The following is a 21,196-nucleotide window of genomic DNA, read 5'->3' as shown; positions in this document are numbered from 1 at the left end:
CACGGTCATATTAGACCGTGTTTTTTACATTATTTAGAAAGTGTATTCATTCTATTTTCTACAGCTTGCATAAATGCATCTTCAATTGACTTTAACTTTTCTTTGCTTTCCGTTAAACTGGATCCTTTTACTCCAAAATAAAATTTGATTTTTGGCTCAGTACCCGATGGACGAAGACATACCCATGATCCATCTTCGAAGAAGTACTTTAATACGTTAGAAGTAGGAAGATCAATTGTTTCCTCGACTCCACGCTCATATCTTGTACTTGTTAAGTAATCCTCAGTTTTTACTACTTTTAAACCTATAAGCTCTTCAAGTGGCTCAGCACGGAAGGATTCGAGCGTTTTATTAATCGTTTCTGCACCAGATTTTCCTTTTAAAGTCAATGAGCGCAAACCTTCTTGGTAATATCCATACTTATCAAAAATCATTAATAATGCCTCATAAAGAGACTTTCCTTGCTTTTTAAAATACGCGCATACTTCAGTTGCTAAAAGGGAAGCCTGAATGGCATCCTTATCTCTAGCAAAGTCACCAATCAAATAGCCATAGCTCTCTTCATACCCAAATAAAAAGCTATGTTCGTTTGTTGAATCATACTCGTTAATCTTTTCGGCAATAAACTTAAAACCTGTTAACACATCTATAGTTGGAACACCATAAGAAGCAGCAATACTTGCACCTAATTCAGACGTAACAATGGTCTTTAAAACCACTGCATTTTCTTGTAATGTTCCTTTTGACTTTTTATTTTCAAGTAAGTAGTGGAGTAGTAAGGCTCCGGTTTGGTTACCCGTAAGGATTTCATACTCCCCTGAATCATTCTTAACAGCAATTCCAAGACGGTCTGCATCAGGGTCCGTTGCAATCAATAAATCAGCATTTACTTTTTTTCCTGCTTCAATTGCCAGTTCAAACGCAGCATGCTCTTCAGGGTTTGGACTTTTCACAGTAGAGAACTGTGGATCAGGCAACTCCTGTTCCTTAACAATCGTTACATTTTCATATCCAAATGCTTTTAACCCAGAACGCACCGGCTTATTAGCTGTCCCATGTAGGGGTGTAAAAACAACTTGTAGATCAGTTTCTTTAGCTAATGTCGGATTCTCAGATATCGTTACAAGCTTCTCTAAATACGCTTGGTCCACTTCTGCACCAATCATTTTAATTAAACCTTGCTCTTTTAACTCCTGTTCATCACGTACCTCAATGGTCAGCTCATTTGAAATCGCATCTACCTTTTCAATTACCTTATCTGCTCCTTCTAAAGGAAGCTGTCCACCATCGGGACCATATACCTTATAGCCATTATATTCAGGTGGGTTATGGCTTGCAGTAATGACAATCCCTGAAAAAGCATTTAAGTGCCTAACAGCAAACGATAGTTCTGGAGTGGGACGAAGCTCATCAAATACATACGCCTGAATCCCTTTTGTTGCTAGTGTTTTGGCTGCTTCCATAGCAAATTCACTTGATTTATGGCGTGAGTCGTATGCAATAACTACACCTCTGTCCTTTGCTTCCTGACCAAATTCTTCTATATATGTAGCGAGTCCAGCAGATGCCTTTCTAACCGTGAAGATATTCATACGATTTGTACCAACACCTATCTCTCCACGCATTCCACCTGTACCAAACTCTAAGTTTTTATAAAAAGCATCCTCTAATTCCACATCGGTTAGTTTTTCTAGTTGCCCCTTTAATTCTTCTGGGAGCTTATCAAATTGATTCCAAGTATGTACTTTATCTTTCCAGCTCATATCGTATCCTCCTGAAAGTGTTTTCTAATTCTATTATTCAAGCCAAAGCGTTCATTTCCCTCTTTTTAATCGTTAGTTTTTATGACAACTTAAGAAACCATTTTCATTATATATGTTTTTGATAAAAAATCCACATATCTCCAAGTTTTTTAATATTACATTTGTATTATTTCATATTTTTTTTTAAAATTGGTTAGAGGTGAAGATATGAACGGGTTTGAACGAAGAAGGCTTCAAAAGATGGAACAAATTCGCCAGGCTGCTTTTTCTTTATTCACTAAGTACGGAATTCAAAAAGTAAACATTCATGAAATTGCTAAAAGAGCGAATGTTTCTCAAGTAACGATATATAATTATTTTGGAAGCAAGGACGAGCTCGTCTATGACGTACTAAAGGAATATCTTGAAAGACAAACTGACATGTTTGAACAATTAATTTATAGCGAGCTTTCGTTTCAAGACAAACTACTCAAATTGGTTGAATTAAAGCTTTCATCCACAAATGAATTAAGCCCTGAATTTATTGAAGCAGTTATTTCGGAGAATAGCCAGATTGCGAATTTATTTCAACAATTCGCAAACGAGAAATCTATGCCTCTCATTGTTACTTTTATTGAAAATGGACGAAAAAGCGGTGATATCTCATCCAGTCTCTCAATGAATACGATTCTTTTTATCCTCCAAGCAATGACAGACTCTATTCAAAAGCATTCGGAAATCTTCCAATCTAACTCAAACAAGGATCAATTTATTAAGGAAATCATTACTTTCTTCTTTTATGGAATAGTAGGAAAAAAAGAAGAATTGTGAGTAGATTCATATACATTTATCATCTATGTATTTATAATAAATTCACGGTCAATACGTTTAAGGAGAATAGTGTATGAAAAAAAGTGACAAGCGTGAGAACCTGCTCTTCCTTGCTTTTGCTGCAGCACTAATAGCAATGTTTGGCAGTTTATATTTTTCAGAGATACGTCAGTACGAGCCCTGCGAATTATGCTGGTATCAGCGAATCCTCATGTACCCATTTGTTGTGTTATTAGGTATTGCGACTGTTAAAAAGGATTATGGTATCGCCTTTTATACAATGATTCTGTCTGTAATTGGTGGGATGATTTCCCTTTATCATTTCGGATTACAGAAACTTTCCTTTTTAGCTGATGCTGCACCAGCTTGTGGAAGAATCCCATGTACGGGTCAATACATTAATTGGCTAGGATTTATTACCATCCCTTTTCTTGCTCTCATCGCATTTATCATCGTATTTGTTTGCAGCTTTCTAATTTGGAAGCAAACGAAGGAGGAAAAATAATTTTATGAAAAAAGTTGTGATTTTTATTGGTATTATTGCTGCCTTGTTTGGCGCATTAGCTTTTGTAACAAAAATGCAAAATGAAGAAAAGGTCAGTGAAGAAAATATTTACAACAAAGATACTCTTCATCCTGAAACAATTAATCAATTAGAGGATCCCAATTATCAAAACCTAATACTTCCGGAAGATCTTCAAACTCAGTTAGATAATGGTGATGATTTGACCGTGTATTTTTACAGTCCTACTTGTTCACACTGTCAACGAACAACCCCAGTAGTTGCTCCTTTAGCAGAAGAGATGGATATTAATCTTGTCCAATACAATCTTCTCGAGTTTGAACAGGGCTGGGATGATTACGGTATTCAAGAAACACCTACAATTGTCCAATATAAGGATGGAAAAGAAGTAGCAAGAATCGTAGGCTACCATGAAGAGCCCGAATTTGAGAGCTGGTTTAACAAAAATACAAAATAAGTTTTGAAAAAGGCCGACTACTTTTGTAGTCGGCTTTTATACTAATAATTGATTTGCAGCTTGTGTGTATGTGCTAAAAAAGCTAGTCTTGTTTTCTCTTGCATGGATAAATTGATCATAAGAAAATGGGAAGATAAATCCATACTCATGTAGCGTTTCTACATTTTTTTCAAATAGAGCTTGGTGATCATACAATAGGATGCTTGATTCTAGTATTGATACCAATGTTTGAAGTGAAGCTATCACATGATATGCTTCCTTTAAAGTACCGTCAAGCTGCGCAGTTTCATTATTAAGTACATTTTGATTCTCAAACTTCTTTATGTCTTTATCAGAGAAATACATAGGGAAAATATCTCGATAAAACCTTTTAACAAGCTCATTTATTTTCTCTTCCTGGTCTGGTGTCGACGCAAAAACAATCTTCACTTATAACCCACCTTTAAATATCCTTAAGTTCTAATGTAAAATATAGATTAAGAATACCATAAAAAAACCTGTCTCTATGGTGGTAATTATCACCACGAACAATTCAGGCATGAGAACGGAGAATACCATGTTAAAAACAAAAAAAATTGGACAACAGTTCACAATCGATATCCCAAAGCAATGGGAGACACGCACAATAGAAAGTTTATTTAAAGATCATTGGAAAGCACCAAAAAAGCTTGTCCATGAACTGAGAATGGATAAAAGTGTATTAGTTAACGGACAGGAAGCAAACTGGACTTCTCCTCTCCATTTGGGAGATACCTTATCTATTCCATTCTTTAAGCCTGAGGTCTCTACAGTACAACCTACCTATTTAGATATTGCCATATTATATGAAGATGACCACCTTCTGATTGCTAATAAACCAGCTGGTATCGATACTCATCCGAACTCAGAGGAAGACGACCATAGTCTTTTAAATGGTGTAGCCTTTCATCTACAATCAAAAGGAGAACTTTATTACATTAAGCATATACATCGTCTTGACAGGGATACAACAGGAGCTGTTATTTTTGCCAAGCATCGAATGGCCGGAGCTATTTTAGATAGACTCCTGGAGGAGAGAAAGATAAAAAGAACATACATGGCACTAGTAGAAGGAAAATTGAAGAATAGCTCAGGTACCATTTCAGACCCTATTGGGAGAGATCGGCATCATCCAACTAGAAGAAGAGTGTCCCCTACTGGTCAAACAGCAGTTACACATTATAATGTACACGTATATGAGGCAAAAAAGGATACAAGTTTGATAAGCTGTCAACTAGATACAGGAAGAACCCATCAAATCCGAGTACATTTAAGTTCTATTGGTCACCCTCTGATTGGTGATATCCTTTATGGGAGCAGTGTTAAGCTCTCAAGACAAGCACTTCATGCCTATAAAGTTGAGTTTACTCACCCCTTTACTGAAGAGAAAATTTTATGTAAAGCACCGTTTACTGATTCGCCTTCCATATTTCCAGATATAAATATTTGATCTATATCATAGAAGCGCCTACCAATTCGGTAGACGCTCCCTTTATATAAACGGCAACCACGCCGATATTTTCTTTGTAGTCTTTCCTTTCCCGAAAGGTTTTTTGTCCAAAACACATTGACAAGCCTAATTTATTATTTGAACAAAAAAAGGCCAAAGCAAAGCTTAGGCCCTTCAAAAGTAAATTACTTATCCCTTATCGTTCAGTATCCTGACCTTCTACAAAAGGTACGATCACTTGCCCTTCTTTTCCGAGCTTTAATAACAATTGCATCACAATTTTGGATAACTTACTTGTTTTATATGGTTTAATAAAGTACTCCTCGGCTCCATTCGCAATACCCTTATCACGCTCATCAAGTGCACTAGAGATGATTACTGGAATTTGCATTAATTCCTTTTTCTCTTTAATAAACCGCATAATATCCCAGCCATCGACGTTTCCTTTATCTAACATAATATCTAAGACTACCGCATCAGGCACTTCTTTCTTTAGGGCCTCCACGGCATGCTCACCATTGGTGAATTGTGTAACCGTAAACCCGTTATCTAATAACTCTTGAGAAACTAAATCTAATAGGCTTTCGTCATCCTCAATCACAAACACTTTGTAGGTGGATGCTTCTATATCGTTCGTATCAGCCGTGCTACTTACCTCTTTCTTGACAATAGGAAAAGAAATTGTAAAAGTGCTACCCTTTCCATACTCAGATGTATAAGTTACATCACCATCATGAGCGCTCATGATTTCCTTAACAATAGCTAGGCCAAGTCCAGTTCCGCCTATTTTTCTTCGGTCGGAATTATCAACCCTATAAAACTTTGTGAATATGGATTGCCCTACATTTTCAGGAATACCAAGACCTTCGTCAGAAATTCTCACCTTTAATTCCCCATCTTCCTCAAAGAGAAGAAGTTGAACCTTTCCGCCTTCTGGAGAGTACTTAATTGCATTTCCAACTAGGTTTGTTAACACTTGTTCGATTTTTTCTCGATCTCCTAAAATCCAATCATTCTCTAACTTTGTAGTTACATTTATATCATGGATTTTCGTCGTACCTCTTAAAGAATGTGTGACCGATTCAACGATAGGTAATAGTTCAAAGTATTTCTTCTCATACGTATGTTTCCCCGCTTCCATACGTTGTACATCTAGAAAATCATTAATTAACGCTGTAAGTCTCTTTGCTTCATTATAAACAGTTGTTAAATATTTCTGCTGTCTATCTGGTTTAAGCTCTCGATGCAACATAAGCTCCGTAAATCCTAAAATACTTGCTAATGGAGTTCGTAACTCATGACTAACTGTACTTACAAACTCAGATTTCATTTGATCGACTTCAAATTCCTTTGTAATATCTCGATGAACGATAATCGTACCAATTCGAATGTCATCCTGAAATAGTGCTTCACTATAAACCTTTATCACTTGATGCTTATCTAATCGTTTGTAAATAAATGAGTTGGAATTATTGACATGGTTATTTTCTATAGCAGATTGGACAAACTGCAAAAACTCATCCTGCTCCTCAATATCCTTTTGCATAAAGGTTGTCCAATCTTGGAGGTCAAGACCTACTAAATCCCTTCCATCCACTACACATTCAAACATCTCACAAAGAGCTTTATTTACTAACAGGACTACTCCGTCCCGATCAATAAGCTGTATTCCTTCATGGGTTGTATTTAAAATAGATTGGTTTCTAAGTCGTTCCGTTTCAGACAATTCGTAAATATAAACCTTCTCTAAGGAATTGCTCATTTGCTTTGTAATGGATTGTAATTCTTCAATTTCAGACTCTGTAAAGGCATTACCGAACCTGCTAAACACCATGATGGCTGTTACCACATCATTAGAGGAGATGACAGGCAAGTATAAATCATATGAGTACAATGTACCCTCATGGTATCCTTTTTCCGGTTCCTTTATTTCTCTCTTAATCGTGTATGGTTGCTGATGTACAATAAGAATGCTATTCAGGCCATTGTAAATATTCTTTTTAAACTGTTCTATACCAGAAGGCGAAATTCCATATGAGCTATGCGCTTGGTCGTCTAGCAAGATAATTAACCCTCGGTCCGCTTTGATGATCCGTGTCATGTGTAACACGATACTGTCTAAGAGCTTTTGCTTTTCTAGGGCATTTGTTAATTTGTTCGTTAATTCATTTCGATTCTCTATTTTGTGTTTACTTTCATTAACTACATACAGCGCATTTTCTAACTCAGATTGTTGTGCGTAAAGTTCGTCTTGTTGAGCTAATAATTCCTCATTTTGCGCTAATAGGTTTTGTTCTTTTTCTTGAATGGAAAGGAGCATCTTCTTTAGCGCTAGAGACAGAGCACCAATTTCATCTTTACGATGTGGGTCGACGAAGATTTCCGAGTCCTTTCCTTCAGTGATATCAGTTGCAGTCTTTGCTAGTTCAGATAATGGGGCACCAATATTTGTGAACATCCCCCTAATAATTCTAAAAAGAAAAGCTAAGAGGAATATGACAAAAGCGAGATACACATTTTGATAGATCGTTTGATTACGCCTCATATCATTGATCGCTCTATTCAATTCATTATCGATTACATCCATATATTCATGAGTCAAATCTAAGAATTCATTTGTTCTGGCTGTTGCACCAAGCTGTGCTAAGTTGATTAGGTCTTCTTGACGTCCTGTCTCATAGTACTGGACTGCTTGTGGGAGTGTTTCAACAAAATAATAATCAACAAAGCTTTCGAGCTCTCTAACATACTCGGTATCCTCATCATTTGTCACGCTTGCGTCCAATTTTTTTGCGAGCTTTCTAATTTCTGGTTGTTGTGAGAGTGCTCTTTTCTTTAGTTCTTCATTCCCAAAAGCAAAATACCCTCTGACATCAAATAAAGCCGTATTAAGAGAGTAATACAAATCTCTTGTCGTTTTCTCCTTATTGACAATAAGCGCTCTTTTTTCCACATAATCATTACTGCCCTTATGTTGGAGATAAAGATATAAGGATGTGCCGATGAGAAATAACGAAAGAAAAAGTATCATTAACTGAATAAATTGTTTTATTAGTCTTTGTTTTTTATTCGAGCTATCCTTCATTTAAAATAACCTCAACCTTATCTTTCAACTCCATAGGACTAAAGGGCTTAGCTATAAAATAGTTCGCACCCGCTTCAATGACCTTGTCCTGTTCAAATTGTTGACTTTTAGCTGAGAGCATTAAGATTTTTACATCCTTATTTTTTTGTCTAACATGATGAATGACTTCGAGCCCGGTTAACCCAGGCATCATATAGTCCAGTACAAGTAGATCATATCTATTTTTCTCAAAGAGCTCGACGGCCTCTGTGCCATCAGACGCTTCATCTACTTCATACTCATCTTCTTCAAGAGTATCAACAACTAGCATTCGTAGTACTTCTTCATCCTCAGCTAATAATATCCTTCTCACTATTTAATCCCCCCGTACGTTTCCTTCATAATATAATAAGAATCCTTTAATCTTTCGCTATACACTGGCTGTTCCCACTTTTTCCAATCATAAAATACTGTTTTAGTTATGGTATCCGATTCTTCTTCTGTTACTGGTAAACTTGATAGACCCTTTTCGGTTATTATAAAAGCTGAAAGATAGATACGATCTATATTTTTTCCATCTTTTAACCCTGTCTTCCACATGTCCCCAATTATTTCTTTTTGACTCGGATCCTTTACATTTAACATTAACCAAGGAATACGCATCTCAACCATCTTTCCATCCTCGCTAATGCTTACATCTGTCAAAGAGTTATAGTTTTTATCATTAGGGTTTCCTGAGCCATATTGGAGTTTCCCTGTCTCATATGCTTCGAAAGGGTAGGTTTGTCCAGTAGATGGAATCGTTAACTGTTTGTTAAGAGCTAAGCGAATCGGGTGGAATATTCCATTATCCTTTGAAGAAGGATAGGGTTCAGTTGGGATAAGCTTTAATCGTTCCCCATATTGATAGTAAAAAGAATCATAGTAACTATCAACTGTAATCCTTGATTCCTCTTTGCCTGCCAATGTGGCTAAGAAATCAACACCAGATGTTGTTGAAACGGATTGACCACCATTTAGTGTAATCTGTTTCTGCCCTTGATCCTCTATCGTATCAAATGTGATATAGGTAGGAGTCTCTTTTAAATTTATGGATTGATGATAATCAAGGCGAACATATATATTTGCTGCATCAGAGGTCACATACATCCTTTTTAATACGTTATCTTCGTCATCCGATTGCACTAAAGGTTCCCGCATGGATTTACTCCAGTCATTGTCCCTTCCGTCTAAGATCATTTCTTTTCCAAAGGAAGAAGGGCTAAACCCAAGCATTCCAAACATCTGTTCGTTTGTTTGGATATTAGACCAATATGGTCGACGGTCAGGATTATCAAAGTCCATCGTATTCCATGTTCGTTTAAACCACTCATCCTGCCACGAGAATACCATGCCTCCAGCAAGATTTTCTGAAACAATTGATTTGAACAGCTTCTGATTAATGTTTCCTTGTTCTTGTTCACTATGGTTTCCTTGGTCCATTCCATGTACATTTTCATGGGTTAATCCCCTAGAGGAAGGCACTCCGTACTCAGCAATAACGACTGGCATTTCATGTGCCAAATTCAAATCATGCAGGTACCCAGCATAGTTATTCTTTTCCCCACTAATATCTACATAGTTTACATAGTCTTCCTCAAAATTTAAGAAATCTGGAAAATATGGATATACATGATAAGAGGCAAATAAACCGCCATGAAATTGATTCGTCTTTTTAATATGATTAGGGTTAACACTTACCATATCTTCTTCTTCTGCTGGTTCAGCAGGATGGGATAACAGATCTGTGGTTACCCAGTTGGTAAAACTCATGGAATGCTGCCACTTATACGTTTCTGCCTCATAGCTTGCCATATCGTCCATACGGTTTGCTAACCAAGCCTCAAATGGTGTTGCCTTCTCTGTATAGAAGTTATTTCCTTTAAACTGCTCCATTCCACTATGAACAGCATCGGTGCTTACTACTACACCTGGATCCCACTCAATTCCAATAATATACCCTAATACGTACGAGGAAATATCATGAGTGTAAGAACCCGAAGCATGCCCTGGATTTTCTTTTATTACAGCATTACCGTGAACGATATCAACTATATCTTTCATTTCTTTTTGGAACTCTTCTACAACGGACGGGTGATAGGCGTCATTGGTTTCGAGTAACGTTTCTTCTGTCACCCATGCACCATGGAATAAATATAAAGGGTTCTTGGCTTGTTGATTATATTCATAAAATGCTTCATAGAATTGCGGAGGGTGAATAGTATATATACGAATAGTATTCGCGTTCATTGCACCAATCAATTTAAACCATCTGGAGTATTCATCTTTAGAGATCGCTGTCTCTCCAGGGAAGTAACCTGGTTTTGCTATTCCCATGTTAACCCCTTTTATTAAAAGGTCCTCCCACTTTCCATCCTTTTGGATTTGAATGGATGTCTCATTTGTTTTACTGTTTATGGTTGTTCCATTTTCTGTTACAAGCTCTACCTTTTCCTGTTTTTTTGATGGTTCTAAACCATGACGAAGGATTTGTTTCATCATCGGAACATACACACGCCAATAAAAAGAATCTGATTGAGCAATTTCTCTCCAATTAGAAATTCCCCTTGTCTGATAAAGCGACGGGACATCACCTTCATCTGCATAGTCGCCAGCAAAGTAATAAGCAGAATAGCTGGCATTTTTATGGTTAATGACAGCAGGAAAAGTAACTGGAATTCCATTCTCTATAAGCTTAGATTCGCCTTCCTTTGTGACAGATAATTGATACGTTGCTAAGATTTCGTCCTTATCTCTTGCAGAAATAACATCAAACCAGTAAGAATAGTAAGCATCATTTTTCTTATTTTTAAACTGCTTCTCACCGAGTGCTGTATATTGAAAACTTGGACCTTCGCCTTTAAACTGATCCTTATCAATGACAACAATATAATCATTGCTATTGACAAAGACGAGCCCTTCACCGGTAAAATTCCATACCCCATTTGATTTCTCATAATTTTCTTTAACCCAAGTTGGAACCTCTTCCCCCTCTAGTTCTGGAAAATACCTGCCAATCCAGCCTGTCCAATCTACATTTAACAAGTTAGAAACTTTTTCACGGGCTGTAGTGGACGTGGGGCTAGCAAACGTATTAAATTCAGCTATAAGGGTTTTACCGTTATTTGAAAGTAGTTCCTGATGGATGGCATCTACTTCTTCCTCAAGCAATCCACCATACAAATGCTCAGACCGTTCTCCCTGTTGGTTTTCTCCATAGAATTCCTTTTCATAGACCCCGTATGAATCAGCCAAATAAAACACATCATACTTTCCTAGTTCTTTAGGGAGAGTTCGAATTTCATATTCTTCACCCTCCTTGGGCACAAATCCACTATAACTATTTTCAATGCTATACCTTTCACGTTCACTCGTTACATATTTCTCATTATTCAAAAGCCAAGTTAGCCCACTATGTTCTCGATACGTTTGATCCGGAACAGTCTTATCAAGAATCAATACATTTAACTGTGTATTTGATTTAATTGACCAAAGCCAAAAAGGACATGTTATACCTAAAACTATGAATCCAATAACCGCAAAAACAAGCAATTGCTGTTTCGTGAACCAATTCTTCATTCGGATACACCTTTTCTTTTCATTTCTCCCCAGCCCTTCTCACCAACTATAATTTGCCAAATCCCCTCACATCGCCAAAAAACGGTTAATGGACGGTACCACAGCGTTTCTGTCATTGAGTAGAGGAATAGTTTTACGATTTGTGATACTTTTGGGTATTTGCGTAGACTCCATTCTTCTAATAACACAGATGCCATGGAGAATAAAGAACCATACAAACAAGAGAGAAGAAAAATGATAATAGCAAACTCTAAATAAATTCCGCCAAAAAACAAGGAACATAATACATAAATATATCCTAAGAGTTCAATAATTGGTCCAAAAAACTCTACTATCCAAAAATAAGGAAAGGAAATCATTCCGATCGATCCGTATTTCGGATTAAATGCTAGCTTCCTATGTGCCCAAAGACTTTCAAATAATCCTCGGTGCCATCTTCTTCTCTGTCTTCGTAGAAACTTGGTTTCTTCCGGGACTTCTGTCCAACAAACAGGGTCTGGTACGTAGACAATTTTTTTGTTTACGCCTTTTTCTTTAATCAGCCTGTGTAAACGTACAACTAACTCCATATCTTCACCGACAGTAGTAGTCTTATATCCACCTGCTTCGGCTACCCAGCTTTTTGAAAAAACACCGAATGCTCCTGATACTATCAAAAGAAGATTATGTCGACTCAATCCAATTCTCCCCATTAGGAAAGCACGGAGATATTCAATTATCTGCATAATAACAAGAGGGTGGTTTGATAATCCCACTTCAAGTAAATTACCATTTGAAATTTTACAGCCATTGGCAATTCTTATACTTCCTCCAGAAGCGATGACATCTTCATTTGATATCATAATAGGTTTCATTACCTTTAAGAAAGCATCTCTTTCGAGAACGGAATCTCCATCAAGTGAGCAAATATAAGGATAATGAGAAAAATTCAAACCCACGTTTAACGCATCCGCTTTCCCACCATTTTCTTTATCAATTAGATAAAGGTTGGGTAAGGTTTTTGACTGGTATATTCCTCTAATATTTTTTGTTTCAACATGCTTTCGAATGACTTTTTTTATTTCCATCATTTCATAATGCCGTATCATTTTATTTAAGCTGTCATCTGTTGATCCGTCATTAACTACAATAATTTCATAGGTAGGATAATTAATCCCTAACAAAGAACGAACACTTTGAATTAACCCCGCCTCCTCATTAAAAGCCGGAACAATGATGGAGATTGGCTTTGTATACAAATCATTAAGATATTCATCGTACGCTTGCTTTTTATCAAGCTTATACTCTCTTCTAAGCTGAAGAAGTGACAAAAATAAAATTACTGAGTAAAAACCAATGACCAACACCATATAAATGGTGATAAAACTACCAAATACAATCCCAACATACTCCCCAAATTGTTGTAGCATAATTAAATTTCCCCTTTTTGAAGCCACTCTGCTGCAATATCTCTAGCATACGGATCTTGCGAGCTTTCCATCAATTGCTTTAATTGTTCTTTTCCTTTTGGTAGTTTTGTAAACGATTGAGCCGCCTGGGAACGAACCCACCAATTTCGATCATGAATTAAGGTTTCTAGAATAGTGTACGAAGACTCAGAAGGAAAGAAACTAATCAATTTTGCTACAAGCATCCTTTCCTGCCACTCGTTACTCTCAATTAGCGGGAAAAACTGTTCCATATCGGTCGTAAATCCAATAGAGGCGATTGCTTTAAGCGCCCGGATTCTCGTTTCTCCTTTATATGTATGAAATACAGTTTCTACAAACGAGAGATAGGAGAGCTCTTTTCTAATCGAAATGATTTCTAGAATGGACCATTGAAGGGTAGAATGGCATTCAGAAAACCTCTCCGCAAGCATACGAAAGGAATCTTCATCAAGCTTAAACAAAATACTTCTATAATCATAATCAGTTAAATCTGTGTACTTTTTAGCCACAAATTCAAAAATTTCTTCAAACCGATCCGTTGATGCTAAAAAACGAATACTAATGACTACTTCTTCTTTGGTTATAGAATGACTTTGTAAAAGGTCCCTAACATCACCTGTAAGCTGATGCAAATGAAAATCTTCAATATGATACAAGGCATTTATTCTCTTACTCCAGCTCCTACCTTTTAGTACTTTTCTATACCCTTCCGATAAATATCTATCTGCAATAGATGAGAGAGAATGTCTCTCCGCTGTACCAACGAGTGTATCTGAGTAGTCCTTCAGCAACTCTTCTATCGCTTTCAAGGAGTGACGATCTATGTTGGGTAAATCATATACTTTTCCTTGTGAGATGCTTTCAAATAGTGCTAATCCAATCTCATCTTTTCTCGCTTTGATATTGAAAGATTCTCTGTTTTCTTTAGTCTTTCGAATAATTAAGTAAAGTAATATTAGTACAAGTAGGATGAGAATAAAAATGGTTGAAAAGGCTAGGATCGTTACTTCATTGGTTCCCATTATTTTGTTATCCTTTGTATAAAACTATAAATTCTCGCTTGAAGATCCTGAATACTAAAAGGTTTTGTGACATAGTCATCTGCTCCAAGCTTTAATGAACGGGCGATATCCTGCTCATTTTTCCGACCAGTAAGCATAAGAACATGAAACTGCTTTCTCTTTCTCCCTGACTTCACCTTTTGAAGTACTTCTGTTCCATCCATAACAGGCATGACTCCGTCAAGAACTAGAAAATGCTGACCAGAAAATTCATGTCTCCCAGAGTCAAAAAATTTCATCCCATCTTCATAGGAACAAATATCAAGGTCAACAAATTCAAATTCCATATTTTGAAGAATCTTGGTGATCATCGTCCGAATGATCACATCATCGTCAATAATGGATACATGTAGCGTTTTCTTTGCCGATCCTAGATTTAGCTGATTCGCACTTTCCACTCTTGCTCTGCCATTCTCTTTTGCCAAGTACAGGGCTTGATCCGCCGTTTTTATTACCGTTTTACTGTCCATTCTTTCATCTAAAACCATGAAAACCCCAGCAGAGAAAGAAATATAAAAAGTTTTTCCATTTTCTATAAAAGGGATGTTAAAGAATTTTTCTAATAATCTTGTGAGAACACTTTTAACATCTGAATCATTCGTTCTTGGGAATAAGATAACAAATTCCTCTCCCCCATACCGAAATACAGAGTCGGTCCCTCTTATATGTTCCTTCAGAAATTGTGCAAACCTCTGTAACACTTTATCCCCTACGATATGTCCATATGTATCATTTACCTTTTTAAAGTAATCAAGATCAAGGACAGCCACCGTAAAATAAGTGCTAGATCTCTCAATGTCAACGAGGTTTCTCCGCAGAGAATCATTTAAAAATCTGCGATTATACACTTGTGTGAGTTCGTCAATCATTACCGACTGGTCAAATAATTTTTTTCTAATTAATTGGCGGTTTACACGTAGAACAAATTCCTCTAGGTCTAAAGGTTTTTCAATGAAATCATCAGCACCAGATTGAATAGCCTTAATTCTTGTCTCCCGATCATTTTCAATACTAATCATTACCGTTGGAATAAACATTTTTTCGAGGTGATGATTAAGGTTTTCCAAAAGCTGAAAACCATTTGTACCTGGTAAATTAACATCTATGATTAAACAATCAGGTTGCAGTTCATAAAACAGCTCTTTTCCTACTTCTGCATCCGTATGAGCAACTACAATCCATCCCTTTTCTTCTAATGTATCTTTTAATAAAATAAGCATGGAGATATCATCATCTATCACCTGAATGAGCGGTGTTCCCTCATCTCTAGATATTGTCTTAGTAATATCTACCGTTTCGAAATGTTCATACTGATAACTCAATTCCATTAACTCATAAAGGAAGTCACGTAACTCCTGTTTCTCCCATTCAAGCTTAGAATCATTACGTTCCATTTCGCTCATTAAATTTGTTACTAGAGTAAATAATCCACCTAGTTCTATGGTTCCAGCTGTCCCCTTAATGGAATGGAGGAAGAGAAATAACTCATCTTTCGTGGCCGGTTTATTGGGTTCCTTCTCAAACCAAAGTGTAAGCTGATCCTTAATTTTTTTAAAAAGAAGGAGTTTATATTTGTTTAAATTCATTACAAATCCCCCCTAAATAAAGGAAGTCAGCTAGATTATGCTTATATTCCCCAGTTTCCTTACTTTTACACATCCCAAGCTCCCCCTAATCAGTACATTCTAACTTATTATTTTTCTGTTAGTTCATTAATTCTATCCGTACAACTTTCCATAGCTGAGAGGATAGAGGAACGGAAGCCATTCTCTTCGAGTGATGCAACCGCTGCGATGGTCGCACCCCCAGGGGTACAAACCTGATCCTTTAACACTCCGGGATGTAATTCAGTTTCCAAAACCATCTTGGCAGCACCAAGAACAGCTTGAGCAGCCAGCCTATAGGCTTTTTCACGTGTAATTCCTTGCTTAACAGCCCCATCCGCTAACGCTTCAATCATCATATAGACGTAAGCTGGTGAAGAACCGCTAATTGCTGGAATACTATTCATTAAAGACTCTGTAAATACTTCAACTTGTCCAAAGGACTCGAAAATATTGGAGACGCTCTCTCTTTCACCCTCTGTAACAAGTTCATGAAAACACATGGCTGTCATTCCTTCTCCAACAAGAGAAGGGGTATTAGGCATAGCTCTTACTACCTTTACTGGTCTTCCGAAGGATTGTTCAAGGAACTGCAAAGTAATTCCTGCTGCGATGGTAACGATAATTGTACTGGAGGAAATCTCTGTTTTAATTTCGTTAATAACCTCTTCATGTAAATCTGGTTTCACAGCTAGTACTATAATATCGGCCCATTTCCCGATTTCTTTATTGTTTGTTGTTTGAACACCAAAGACTTCTTTTACCTTTTCTAAGGTAGTTCCTGTCTTCGCACTTACCTGTATAAGATTTTTATCTATTTTACCTTTTTTAAGTAGGCCATTCATTATGGCTTGTCCCATCTTTCCACAGCCAATAAATCCGATTTTGTTACCCATATTATTCACACCTTTTTCTCTTTATATCTTCTTGCTATTATACGTTACTTTCAGTTAGACCACTAAAAATAATGTCGATTTATCTGTTATCCCAATAAAAAACCATCCTGACGTCATTAGTCGGGATGGCACTCATCTATTCATTAAATAGTAAATGTAAGAACAACATTTTGCGGGATTTCAGCTATTACTTTATTATGTTTTTTAATGGTACCGCAAGCTGGCATTTCGAAGGAGAATTCCGTAACACCCTCAGGTATCAAACCGTCACCTTTTAATTGCTCGAAAACCTTTTCCATTGCATGTTCCGGCTCAATCTTTTCTTCTGACCCTTCTACAGAGAAGCAATCCACACAAGTATGAATGATTTGTTCAGTAATTTGCTCTTGCACAAACACCATCCTGGCTCCTACCATCTGTTCCACTTCTTGGTTATTCAGTTCAATTATCGTTGTGATGTTCATCAATAATCCCTCCTATAAGGTCCACTATTATTATAGAAAATGTAGTGTTAATAGGGTGATTTTTTTCCATTCATTCACTATTTTTTCAAATATTTTTGACAAAAAAATGGCGATTTCTCAAAATGCAAAACATCTAACATACCTTATGCTAATTATGAATTTCATTGAGTTAGGTATTGAGTTGCCTCTTCTACCGTAGCAAAAAAATGGATAAATGATCCAAATTTAACAATCTCAAATATCTCGGAAATGGGGTCTTGTATATTAGCGACAACCAGCTCTTTCCCCTGCTTCCTTGCTTGGATAACTGCATCAGCAATCACGCCTAGACCAGAACTGTTTATATACTCAACTTCCTTTAAACTTAAGATTAATTTATTATTTTTCATTTGAATAAACGTTAGTAACTCCTCTCGAAAGGAGTCAGCTGTTTTCAATGTTACATCTTGATTCCAATAATAAGTAATAACTTCTTCGCTTGCCATCAGTCAAAACTCCCTTGAGAAAACTTTTTTCGTCCAAGCTATCTAACTCTATTATAAATAGATAACTTGAATCCACCACTCCCTTTTTCTCCTATTTTTCTTATCCCTTAGCTTTAACATATTGTACCCGAAAGGAAATCTCCTACTTTAAATTACTCACTTTTTGAATAGATAGGAGACAAATGCTATATAGGATTCTCTACCATAGTCACTTCTTCTTAATAATGAAGGGAAAATCCTAGTCAGAGCCTTTTTACGTGTAAAACTGAAGTTGATAAATAGTTGAAAACAATTGTCTTCGATCGGTTATATTTAGCTTTTGGAATATGTTTGAAATATGGTTTTTTACAGTATGTGCACTTATAAATAGAACATCAGCAATTTCTTGATTGTTATAACCCTTTAACATCCATTGTAATATTTCATTTTCTCTATTCGTTAGTAAGCTTTTAATGGATTCTGGTACATGTAGAGATTGGCCATTTTCAGCTTGTTCCTTATTTGATTCATAAAATTTAGCCATTCCAATATTCAGTAAGTTGGACAGTATCTCTAAATAGACCTCTTCCTCATTTGTAACGTTCTCCACTTTCACACATAATACAGCTTCTACTTGTTGGTCGATAATAATGGGACATTCAATCATCGAACCAAAGGAAAAGTTTCTTATACGGTTATGCGTCTCACTCTGTCCCTGAAACAAACTATTCGAGACATCCTTTATATATCCTTCTAGCTGATTCTTTGTTAACTGATCTCCATAAAGACTTTCATATGTTTCATCTCTCAATACTACAATAGCGAGTGAACCCTTTATTAGATGATCTGTCATATCTAAAATCATGAACAATAGCTCTTTCACACACTTTAAATCAATCATTAACTTACTCATATCAATGACTCTCGATAGCTTTGTTAAATGGTGAAAGCCTTGTAACTTTAGTTGTCGCTTCGCCTGATAAACAGCGAACATCCCTCTTATTACATCTATGGTTTGAAGATTTTTACTAGAAATTTTACCTTTTTGTTCACTAATTAAAATAATGGCTCCTCTTGAGTCCAGTTCGTTTTTAACAGGAAAAAAGTAAACAGATTTAGGCTTGATTTCATAAATATAGAGAAATGATAATCGGGGGTCAAACTCTATATTTTCAATACTTTGGTATTCCCCTATGTCTCGAGCATGATTTAAAATATCTGTTATCATATCGAGCTTTAAATTATTTAACCTTTCTTCATTTTTACCTTTTGTATGTTCTAGTACCCATTGCTGATTCCAGTTTTGTGTAACATAACAAAGTAAATCTACATCCTCTATATTTTCATATAGTTCCTCAAATAGACTAGAAATTTGGAGGTTTTCCCGATTCATATGTAAAAGTAATTGTTGCAATGATTGAAACCGTTGTGCCTCAAGTTCTTTTACAAAAAAAGCACTACAAACGGTAGCCATTTTTTGTAATGTATCTAGTAATACATCGGTTTCATCTATAGTAAGGACTTTAATTACCTCTAATACATCCTCCCATTTTCTATCATTAAATATAGATACTAGATGTTCCTTACTCATATTCGCTTCTATAAATACTGAGGTTAAAATATAACCAAGGATATTTCCATCTTCTTTTATTGGAACGATTGCTATTTTTAGTCCCGTTGCTTCCCCTTTATGAAGGACTAAGTGAGTTATTGGTTTTGTAATAGCGGAAGATGTGACAACTTGATTAATTTGTTGCCGAAATGCCATATCCTCATTGATGAACAGGTATTCTGTTACCGGATCAATACCAGTTACTGATGTAAGATACTCCCCTTTTACACTTACAATAACTAAACCCATCTTCGACAGAGAGACATATGCTTCCTGGACATGGGATAATAGTTCATTTGTTTTCAATCCTTCGTCACCTCCTGGGATAATTTTTTGTTAAGGTTTAAACTTTTTCAATTACCTGAATAAAATGTCTTACCACCCTCGCTGTCAAACCCCAAATCACGTTATCTTCATAATAGTAAAAGTACTCTTCCATTCTTTTTATTTGCCAATTATAGTCTTTCCCACCAACGATTGAATCATAAGGAAAACCTGGTTCGGGTTCTAACCGGGCTGTCACATAGTGTATGTCAGGCTTTGTATCCTTAAAAAATGTAAGGGGCACAGTGAAAATATGGTCTACTTCTTTATGATTTATTTGGGTATCCTTTAATGTAGTTATAACACCCACAAAAGGATATATAATATTACCATATGGTGATACGATAAAATCTAACGGGACAACTCGAGAAATACTTCCTTCTTTTAAACCTAATTCCTCATACGTCTCCCTAATAGCCGTTTCCCTATGGTCTCTATCTGTTTCATCCTTCTTACCACCAGGAAAACAAACCTCACCCGGTTGCCTCCTCAATGATAAGGCTCGGACCTCAAATACAAGATGAATTTCATTATTTATATATACAAGAGGCAGCAAAACAGAATAAGTTGAGAAGTTCTCACTCCCTAAAACAAACGGCTTTCTTTCCATTAACTTAGATAGTATTCTCTCAAGGTCCATCCCCTTTACCTCCATCTCGAAATCATTTCTATATTATAACGAACTTCCTACGAACAAGAAATAAGCGTGCCTATTACAAATATCTACAAATAATTTGGTTTTAATGAAGTTTACACTCCATATTGATGCTAAAATAATTCTAACTATTCTAAAGAAAGAAGGGATACTAAAAAATGAAAAAGCTTGAGAACAAACGAGTTGTTATTGCGGGTACAAGAAAAACGGATGAAATAAGTAAAATTATTAGTAATCAAGGAGGAATTCCTCTCCTTCGTCCATCACAAGGAACTGCTAGATTGGATGATTCAAATATAGAGGGTGAAATCTCAAAATTATTAGCTGGTAGTTATGAGTGGCTTATTTTCACAACAGGAATAGGGTTAACCATTCTATTAGAAACAGCCGAGAGTATGAAGAGAAAAGATGAGTTTATCGCTAAGCTTAAGGAAAGTAAGATTGCAGCTAGAGGATACAAGACTGTAAATGTATTAAAAACATTAGGTATTACCCCCATTGTAAGAGATGACGATGGAAGTACAGCTGGACTGGTACGTTCTCTTTCTGTATGTGAGCAATTTGGCAGAGGCGCGCGTGTGGCACTTCAGCTACACGGAGATCCAGCTCCACTTCTTATAAAGTTTCTTGAGAAAAATGAAGCAACATTCCATGAAATACTCCCATATATTCATACACCACCAAGCGAAGAGATCATTGATTTATTATTATCAGAAATTATTGAGGGCAGCATCGATGCAGTTAGCTTCACAAGTACTCCACAGGTACGATTCTTATTTGCTCATGCCGATAAAAAGGGACAGACCGCTACGCTTCTAAACCAATTTGAGAATAAAGTAGTGGCACTTGCTGTTGGTAAGGTTACCGCGCAGTCACTTAAGGAGCATGGTGTTCACCGTGTGATTTTCCCAGAAACAGAACGTATGGGAAGCGCCATTATTTGTTTAGCAGACTATTATTCTAAGTAACATACTGTTGCTTGC

General features: G+C 36.4%; 18 protein-coding genes. 5 read left to right on the top strand and 13 right to left on the bottom strand.

Annotated features, from left to right (window positions below; all coding sequences use genetic code 11):
* Positions 1–29: 29 nt before the first annotated feature.
* Complete coding sequence (locus BKO01S_RS21455; RefSeq protein WP_066059436.1) at positions 30–1,763, bottom strand: phospho-sugar mutase; 1,734 nt, start codon at positions 1,761–1,763, stop codon at positions 30–32.
* A 207-nt stretch (positions 1,764–1,970) separates the two neighbouring features.
* On the opposite strand from BKO01S_RS21455, the gene BKO01S_RS21450 reads away from it, so the two are divergent.
* From BKO01S_RS21450 to BKO01S_RS21440, 3 genes are all read left to right on the top strand, one after another.
* Complete coding sequence (locus BKO01S_RS21450; protein WP_066059433.1) at positions 1,971–2,573, top strand: TetR/AcrR family transcriptional regulator; 603 nt, start codon at positions 1,971–1,973, stop codon at positions 2,571–2,573.
* A gap of 73 nt (positions 2,574–2,646) precedes the next feature.
* Positions 2,647–3,078, top strand: a complete 432-nt coding sequence (locus tag BKO01S_RS21445; RefSeq protein WP_066059430.1) for a disulfide oxidoreductase — start codon at positions 2,647–2,649, stop codon at positions 3,076–3,078.
* Between the two features lie 4 nt (positions 3,079–3,082).
* Complete coding sequence (locus BKO01S_RS21440; RefSeq protein ID WP_066059427.1) at positions 3,083–3,553, top strand: thioredoxin family protein; 471 nt, start codon at positions 3,083–3,085, stop codon at positions 3,551–3,553.
* 36 nt (positions 3,554–3,589) lie between these two features.
* On the opposite strand, the gene BKO01S_RS21435 is transcribed toward BKO01S_RS21440, so the two are convergent.
* Positions 3,590–3,982 (bottom strand): DUF5365 family protein, encoded by a 393-nt coding sequence (locus BKO01S_RS21435; RefSeq protein WP_066059424.1) that lies wholly within the window; start codon positions 3,980–3,982, stop codon positions 3,590–3,592.
* 127 nt (positions 3,983–4,109) lie between these two features.
* Here BKO01S_RS21435 and BKO01S_RS21430 point away from each other — a divergent pair, with 127 nt between their 5' ends.
* Complete coding sequence (locus BKO01S_RS21430) at positions 4,110–5,021, top strand: RluA family pseudouridine synthase (RefSeq protein ID WP_066059421.1); 912 nt, start codon at positions 4,110–4,112, stop codon at positions 5,019–5,021.
* A gap of 196 nt (positions 5,022–5,217) precedes the next feature.
* Here the strand turns inward: BKO01S_RS21430 and BKO01S_RS21425 are convergent, their stop codons facing one another.
* From BKO01S_RS21425 to BKO01S_RS21375, 11 genes are all read right to left on the bottom strand, one after another.
* The gene (locus BKO01S_RS21425; RefSeq protein WP_066059418.1) at positions 5,218–8,106 is read right to left on the bottom strand and encodes a hybrid sensor histidine kinase/response regulator; all 2,889 of its coding nucleotides are present in this window, start codon (positions 8,104–8,106) and stop codon (positions 5,218–5,220) included.
* Positions 8,096–8,458, bottom strand: a complete 363-nt coding sequence (locus BKO01S_RS21420; RefSeq protein WP_066059415.1) for a response regulator transcription factor — start codon at positions 8,456–8,458, stop codon at positions 8,096–8,098. The genes BKO01S_RS21425 and BKO01S_RS21420 overlap by 11 nt, the downstream gene beginning before the upstream one ends.
* Complete coding sequence (locus tag BKO01S_RS21415; protein WP_066059412.1) at positions 8,458–11,703, bottom strand: hypothetical protein; 3,246 nt, start codon at positions 11,701–11,703, stop codon at positions 8,458–8,460. The genes BKO01S_RS21420 and BKO01S_RS21415 overlap by 1 nt, the downstream gene beginning before the upstream one ends.
* On the bottom strand, positions 11,700–13,112 hold the full coding sequence (locus tag BKO01S_RS21410; RefSeq protein WP_066059409.1) for a glycosyltransferase family 2 protein: 1,413 nt from the start codon (positions 13,110–13,112) through the stop codon (positions 11,700–11,702). Before BKO01S_RS21410 ends, BKO01S_RS21415 begins: the two co-directional genes overlap by 4 nt.
* Positions 13,113–13,114: 2 nt before the next feature.
* Entirely contained in the window at positions 13,115–14,155 is a 1,041-nt protein-coding gene (locus BKO01S_RS21405) for a HEAT repeat domain-containing protein (protein ID WP_066059406.1), read from the bottom strand.
* Positions 14,155–15,780: a diguanylate cyclase gene (locus BKO01S_RS21400; RefSeq protein WP_066059403.1), complete on the bottom strand. Its 1,626-nt coding sequence runs from the start codon at positions 15,778–15,780 to the stop codon at positions 14,155–14,157. Before BKO01S_RS21400 ends, BKO01S_RS21405 begins: the two co-directional genes overlap by 1 nt.
* 107 nt (positions 15,781–15,887) lie before the next feature.
* Positions 15,888–16,694, bottom strand: a complete 807-nt coding sequence (gene proC, locus BKO01S_RS21395; RefSeq protein WP_066059400.1) for a pyrroline-5-carboxylate reductase — start codon at positions 16,692–16,694, stop codon at positions 15,888–15,890.
* A gap of 143 nt (positions 16,695–16,837) precedes the next feature.
* A complete protein-coding gene (locus BKO01S_RS21390; RefSeq protein WP_066059397.1) occupies positions 16,838–17,158 on the bottom strand; it encodes a hypothetical protein in 321 nt (106 codons plus the stop codon).
* Positions 17,159–17,319: 161 nt separating this feature from the next.
* Complete coding sequence (locus BKO01S_RS21385; protein WP_066059394.1) at positions 17,320–17,643, bottom strand: STAS domain-containing protein; 324 nt, start codon at positions 17,641–17,643, stop codon at positions 17,320–17,322.
* Positions 17,644–17,896: 253 nt separating this feature from the next.
* On the bottom strand, positions 17,897–19,540 hold the full coding sequence (locus BKO01S_RS21380) for a response regulator transcription factor (protein ID WP_066059391.1): 1,644 nt from the start codon (positions 19,538–19,540) through the stop codon (positions 17,897–17,899).
* A gap of 37 nt (positions 19,541–19,577) precedes the next feature.
* The gene (locus BKO01S_RS21375) at positions 19,578–20,198 is read right to left on the bottom strand and encodes an NUDIX hydrolase (RefSeq protein WP_066059388.1); all 621 of its coding nucleotides are present in this window, start codon (positions 20,196–20,198) and stop codon (positions 19,578–19,580) included.
* A gap of 173 nt (positions 20,199–20,371) precedes the next feature.
* Here BKO01S_RS21375 and BKO01S_RS21370 point away from each other — a divergent pair, with 173 nt between their 5' ends.
* Positions 20,372–21,181, top strand: a complete 810-nt coding sequence (locus tag BKO01S_RS21370) for a uroporphyrinogen-III synthase (RefSeq protein WP_066059386.1) — start codon at positions 20,372–20,374, stop codon at positions 21,179–21,181.
* The last annotated feature ends 15 nt before the right edge of the window (positions 21,182–21,196 follow it).

It is taken from the genome of Robertmurraya korlensis NBRC 107688, assembly GCF_001591645.1.
In the GTDB taxonomy this organism is placed as follows: domain Bacteria; phylum Bacillota; class Bacilli; order Bacillales; family Cytobacillaceae; genus Robertmurraya_A.
The sequence above is the reverse complement of the archived record's forward strand: the minus strand, read 5'-3'. Positions and strand labels throughout refer to the sequence as shown.

Bases quoted from the DNA above. Each gene is read 5' to 3' on its own strand.
- BKO01S_RS21455 (WP_066059436.1), bottom strand. From the start codon at position 1,763: ATGAGCTGGAAAGATAAAGTACATACTTGGAATCAATTTGATAAGCTC.
- BKO01S_RS21450 (WP_066059433.1), top strand. From the start codon at position 1,971: ATGAACGGGTTTGAACGAAGAAGGCTTCAAAAGATGGAACAAATTCGC.
- BKO01S_RS21445 (WP_066059430.1), top strand. From the start codon at position 2,647: ATGAAAAAAAGTGACAAGCGTGAGAACCTGCTCTTCCTTGCTTTTGCT.
- BKO01S_RS21440 (WP_066059427.1), top strand. From the start codon at position 3,083: ATGAAAAAAGTTGTGATTTTTATTGGTATTATTGCTGCCTTGTTTGGC.
- BKO01S_RS21430 (WP_066059421.1), top strand. From the start codon at position 4,110: ATGTTAAAAACAAAAAAAATTGGACAACAGTTCACAATCGATATCCCA.
- BKO01S_RS21425 (WP_066059418.1), bottom strand. From the start codon at position 8,106: ATGAAGGATAGCTCGAATAAAAAACAAAGACTAATAAAACAATTTATT.
- BKO01S_RS21415 (WP_066059412.1), bottom strand. From the start codon at position 11,703: ATGAAGAATTGGTTCACGAAACAGCAATTGCTTGTTTTTGCGGTTATT.
- BKO01S_RS21410 (WP_066059409.1), bottom strand. From the start codon at position 13,112: ATGCTACAACAATTTGGGGAGTATGTTGGGATTGTATTTGGTAGTTTT.
- BKO01S_RS21405 (WP_066059406.1), bottom strand. From the start codon at position 14,155: ATGGGAACCAATGAAGTAACGATCCTAGCCTTTTCAACCATTTTTATT.
- BKO01S_RS21400 (WP_066059403.1), bottom strand. From the start codon at position 15,780: ATGAATTTAAACAAATATAAACTCCTTCTTTTTAAAAAAATTAAGGAT.
- proC (WP_066059400.1), bottom strand. From the start codon at position 16,694: ATGGGTAACAAAATCGGATTTATTGGCTGTGGAAAGATGGGACAAGCC.
- BKO01S_RS21390 (WP_066059397.1), bottom strand. From the start codon at position 17,158: ATGAACATCACAACGATAATTGAACTGAATAACCAAGAAGTGGAACAG.
- BKO01S_RS21385 (WP_066059394.1), bottom strand. From the start codon at position 17,643: ATGGCAAGCGAAGAAGTTATTACTTATTATTGGAATCAAGATGTAACA.
- BKO01S_RS21375 (WP_066059388.1), bottom strand. From the start codon at position 20,198: ATGGACCTTGAGAGAATACTATCTAAGTTAATGGAAAGAAAGCCGTTT.
- BKO01S_RS21370 (WP_066059386.1), top strand. From the start codon at position 20,372: ATGAAAAAGCTTGAGAACAAACGAGTTGTTATTGCGGGTACAAGAAAA.